At 71.3% G+C, this 4,801-nt stretch carries 5 protein-coding genes; 3 read left to right on the plus strand and 2 right to left on the minus strand.

From position 1 onward, the window contains the following. On the plus strand, positions 1-520 hold a 520-nt coding region (locus AC1D15_RS18385; protein ID WP_477827116.1), incomplete at its 5' end, for a hypothetical protein. On the opposite strand, the gene AC1D15_RS18390 is transcribed toward AC1D15_RS18385, so the two are convergent. Further along, positions 521-1,039 (minus strand): cupin domain-containing protein, encoded by a 519-nt coding sequence (locus tag AC1D15_RS18390; protein WP_047501238.1) that lies wholly within the window; start codon positions 1,037-1,039, stop codon positions 521-523. It abuts the gene before it with no gap. Positions 1,040-1,135: 96 nt separating this feature from the next. On the opposite strand from AC1D15_RS18390, the gene recQ reads away from it, so the two are divergent. Next, the gene (recQ, locus tag AC1D15_RS18395) at positions 1,136-3,010 is read left to right on the plus strand and encodes a DNA helicase RecQ (protein ID WP_477827117.1); all 1,875 of its coding nucleotides are present in this window, start codon (positions 1,136-1,138) and stop codon (positions 3,008-3,010) included. Next, positions 3,007-3,789, plus strand: a complete 783-nt coding sequence (locus tag AC1D15_RS18400) for a CPBP family intramembrane glutamic endopeptidase (protein WP_477827118.1) — start codon at positions 3,007-3,009, stop codon at positions 3,787-3,789. Before recQ ends, AC1D15_RS18400 begins: the two co-directional genes overlap by 4 nt. A gap of 13 nt (positions 3,790-3,802) precedes the next feature. On the opposite strand, the gene AC1D15_RS18405 is transcribed toward AC1D15_RS18400, so the two are convergent. Next, positions 3,803-4,801: hypothetical protein (locus AC1D15_RS18405; RefSeq protein WP_477827119.1), on the minus strand; the 999-nt coding region annotated here is incomplete at its 5' end.

Below are 4,801 nucleotides of genomic sequence, written 5' to 3' on the forward strand. Positions count from 1 at the left end.
GGCCGGCAGCGTCCAGCGCGACGTGAACCAGCAGGAGCGCATCGAGCAAGGCCTGAAGAGCGGCCAGCTGACCACCCAGGAAGCGGGCAAGCTGGAGCGCGAGGAAAGCCATGTCGACAAGCTGCAGGCGCAGGCCCTGAAGGACGGCAAGCTGACGCCGGCCGAGAAGGCCCGCCTCGAAGCCGCCCAGAACAAGACCAGCCGCGACATCGCCGCCGCCAAGCACAACGGCGTCACCGGCAACCCGAATTCCGTCTCGTCGCAGCGCATGCAGGCCGAYGTGCAACGCAACGTCAACCAGGAAAAGCGCGTCGAGGCCGGCGTGCGCAACGGCTCGCTGACGAACCACGAGGTGTCGAAGCTCGAGCGCGGCCAGGCGCACGTCGACCACAAGGAAGCAGCGGCCGCCCGCGACGGCCATGTCGGTGCCGCCGAGGAGCGCGGCATCCAGCACGCCGAGAACAAGCAGAGCCGCAAGATCCACCGCCAGAAGACCGACGCGCAGGTCCGCAAGGGCTGATCAGGGCTCCCCGTCCCAATACTCCAGGTCCGTGTCGGCCCGGTGCATCCGCCCGAAGCCGTACGGATCGCCGTCGCGCGTCGCCGTCGCCAGGTACTTGCCCGAATCGGGGTACTCCACCACCTCCGGGCTGTCCTTGGTGCTGATCGACAGGTACTTCAGCGGCGCATCGGATGTGTTGATGATCTGGTGCGGGTAGGCCGGCCCCGGCGGGATGAAGACCACGTCGCCGGCCGCCAGCGCCAGGTGCTCGCCGGCCACGCGCAGCGTGCCCTCGCCCTCGAGCACTATGAACATCTCCTCCTGCGCATAGTGGAAGTGGTACGGGCAGCTGCGCTTGCCAGGCGGCACCACGTCGATGCTCGCGCCCAGCTTCAGCGCCGCGGTGCCCTTGGCCAGCCGCCCGGTCATCGAGTCGTACAGCGGTTCGCGCACATCGTGCGTGCGCGGGGTGGTCTCGAAGTTGCGGATCAACAGCTGCCGCAGCTGGTCGGCGCGCGGCGTGTGGATGTCGGTCATCGGCAGTCTCCTGGTGAAGGCGCAAGGGTGCCAGAAACCCGTCGTGTTGACAGGCCCTAGTAACATCGCGGCCTCGCCTCGCCCTCCGCCCCGCCCGTGACCCCCGAACCCTCCACCGCACCGCTGCAGATCCTGCAGGAGGTGTTCGGCTACACCGCATTCCGCGGCGCCCAGGAATCCATCGTCGACCACGTCGCCGCCGACGGCGATGCGCTGGTGCTGATGCCCACCGGCGGCGGCAAGAGCCTGTGCTACCAGGTGCCGGCGATCGCCAGGCACCGCGCCGGCCGCGGCGTGGCGCTGGTCGTCAGCCCGCTGATCGCGCTGATGCACGACCAGGTCGGCGCGCTCGAAGAGGCCGGCGTGCATGCCTCGTTCCTGAACTCGACGCTGACGCTCGACGAGACCCAGAAGATCGAGCGCGAGATGATGAGCGGCCGCCTCGTGATGCTGTACGCCGCGCCGGAGCGCATCACGACGCCGCGCTTCCTCGCGCAGCTCGATTCGCTGCACGAGCGCGGGCTGCTGAGCCTGTTCGCGATCGACGAGGCGCATTGCGTGAGCCAGTGGGGCCACGATTTCCGCGAGGACTACCTCTCGCTGAACGTGCTGCACGAGCGCTACCCGGGCGTGCCCCGCATCGCGCTCACGGYCACCGCCGACGACCTGACCCGCGCCGACATCATCGAGCGGCTGCAGCTGCAGGAGGCGCGCGTCTTCATCAGCAGCTTCGACCGGCCGAACATCCGCTACGGCATCGTCGAGAAGGACAACGCCCGTGCGCAGCTGCTGCGCTTCGTCACCGACGAGCACGAGGGCGATGCCGGCGTCGTGTACTGCCAGTCGCGCAAGAAGGTCGACGAGACCGCCGACTGGCTGAAGACCGAGGGCATCAACGCGCTGCCGTACCACGCCGGCATGGACGCCGACGTGCGCAAGCGCCACCAGGACCGCTTCCTGCGCGAGGATGGCGTCGTGATGGTGGCGACCGTCGCGTTCGGCATGGGCATCGACAAGCCCGACGTGCGCTTCGTCGCCCACCTCGACCTGCCGAAGAACATCGAGGGCTACTACCAGGAGACCGGCCGCGCCGGCCGCGACGGGCTGCCGGCCGATGCCTGGATGGCCTACGGCCTGGCCGACGTGGTGAACCAGCGCCGCATGATCGACGAGAGCCCGGCCGGCGAGGAGTTCAAGCGCGGCCAGCGCGCCAAGCTCGACGCGCTGCTGGCCCTCGCCGAGGCGCACGATTGCCGCCGCGTGCGGCTGCTCGCCTACTTCGGCGAGGCGAGCGAGCCCTGCGGCAACTGCGACAACTGCCTGCACCCGCCCGCCACCTGGGACGCGACCGAGCCGGCGCGCAAGGCGCTCAGCTGCATCTACCGCTTCCACCAGAACCACGGCCAGCGGTTCGGCGCCGGCCACCTGATCGACGTGCTGCGCGGCAAGACCACCGACAAGGTGACGCAGTACCGCCACCAGTCGCTGTCGACCTTCGGCATCGGCGCCGACCTGAGCGAGGTGCAGTGGCGCGCGGTGCTGCGCCAGCTGATCGCGCTCGGCCACCTGCGCACCGAGGGCGAATACAACACGCTGGAGCTGGCGCCGAGCGCGCGCGAGGTGCTGCGCGGCGAGGTGACGCTGCTGCTGCGCGAGGCGAGCGAGACGCCGAAGGCGCGCCGCGGCAGCACCAAGGGCAAGAACGGCACGACCAAGGGCGGGCGCGACAAGCCGCCGCCGGTACCGCTGGACGATGACGGGCTGCAGCGCTTCGCCGCGCTGAAGGCGTGGCGCGCCGAGGTCGCGCGCGAGCACGGGCTGCCGGCCTACGTGATCTTCCACGACGCGACGCTCGCCGAGATGGCGCGTGCACAGCCGTCGTCGCTGGAGGCGCTGGGCCACATCAGCGGCGTCGGCGCGAAGAAGCTGGAGGCGTACGGCAGCGAGATCCTGCGGGTGCTCGGCGAATGAGCGGGCGCAGCCCCGAGACCCTGCCCTACGGGCTGGGCGCCGCGATCCTGACGGTGCTCGCCTTCGTGCTGCTGGAGATGCTGCTCGGCGGTGTGCTGATGGACCTGCAGGACACGCTGGCGCTGAGCGAGGCGCAGCTCGGCGAGCTGACGCGCGTGCTGGCCACCGGCATCGTCGTGTCGACGCTGCTCGCCTGGCGCGGGCTCACGCACGCGCAGCTGCTGCACGACGCGCCGGCGCCGCCGCTGCACACGCTGCTCGCCAGCGCGGCGCCGTTGCTCGCACTGCTGCCGCTGCTGTGGTCGGTGAACGGCTGGATGGACTGGCTGCTGCAGTCGCTGCTGCCGCTGTCGGCCTGGGAGGCGGAGTGGTTCGCGCACGCGGTCGACGGCACGTTCGCGGCCACGCTGTCGGCCTGCGTGCTGGCGCCGGTGCTCGAGGAGATGCTGTTCCGCGGCCTGATCCTGCGCGGTCTGCTGCTGCGCTACCCGCCGTCCACCGCGATCGTGCATTCGGCCGCGCTGTTCGGCCTCGCGCACTTCAACATCTACCAGTTCTTCGTCGGCCTCAGTACCGGGCTGGTGCTCGGGCTCGCGTACCAGCGCACGCGCTCGCTGTGGCCGTGCGTGCTGCTGCATGCGGCGTTCAACGGCGGCGTGCTGTGGATGGCGAGCGCCGACGGCCAGTGGCTGGCCGACACGATCGGCAACCCACTCGCGCTGCCGGTGGCACTGGCGTTGTTCGCCTGGGGCCTGCGCCGCCTGCTGCGCCTGGCCTGATCCGGTCGAGGCCTCAGGGCTCGGCCGACTGCCCCGCCACCAGCACCGGCGGCAGCCACAGCTCGATCACGCCGGGGCGCGGCACCGCCGAGCGCCGCCGCTCGCGGATCCACACGCCGTCGATGCGCTGCGGCGTAACCCACGGCTCGCCGACGAAGCGCGACAGCGCCAGCGCGCACTCGCGGCCGGACGGGTCGTGCAGCACGAAGGTCGGCACCGGCCACGGCACCGGGCGGCGCTGCTGGCGCAGCTCGGCATTGCGCGCCGCGTTGTCGATCGGCGCCACCTGCACCAGCACATCCGCCTCCTGCTGGATCGCCTGGCGCAGCGCGCTCGCTGCCTCGCGCGAGCTCTCGTCGTAGATCTCGATGTACAGCGTGCTGCGCCCATCGCCCTGGTCCAGGCCCTGCCGGCAGGCGGCCAGGCTCGCCTTCTGCGGTGAGGTCTGCGGCGAATCGGCAGGGGCCGCAGCGACCGGCGGCGGCGGCACGGGCAACTCCCCCTGCGCCGCGCTCGCGAGCTGCGACGCGCGCCCGGTCAGCGCGAGCCAGATGCGCCTGGCCGCCACCGCCTGCTCGTCGGGCGACGTGCCCGGGTGCCAGTAGCTGAACGCGGTGTTCTCGGTCGGCGGCTTCTGCACCACCGCGCACAGGTCGTTGCGCAGGCGCTGGCTGGCGGCCACGCAGTCGGCGCTCGGGTCGGCATCCTTGCGGCATTCGTCGGCGATGCGGCCGGCCAGCCGCTCGACGCCGGCGCRCTCCAGCGGCCGCAGCGCCGGGCTGCCACGCAGGTCGAACAGCAGCGAGGCCTGCGTCACCACGTGCTCGGCCACCTTCGGGCAGCGGCCGTTGAAATCCTGCAGCGCCTTCGACACCTCGGTGAACAGCACGCGCGCCTCGGTCTGCTGGTCGGTGCGGTTGCGCTGCAGCTGCTCCTGCACCTGCCACACCGACAGCAGCAGCGTGCCCGACGCCCCCACCCCGAGCGTCGTCGTGATCGCGGTGGCCTTCGC

It is taken from the genome of Rhizobacter sp. P2_H2 (assembly GCF_056403375.1).

Excerpts from the sequence above, each read along its gene's own strand:
- AC1D15_RS18390 (WP_047501238.1), bottom strand. The coding sequence starts at position 1,039 with ATGACCGACATCCACACGCCGCGCGCCGACCAGCTGCGGCAGCTGTTG.
- AC1D15_RS18400 (WP_477827118.1), top strand. The coding sequence starts at position 3,007 with ATGAGCGGGCGCAGCCCCGAGACCCTGCCCTACGGGCTGGGCGCCGCG.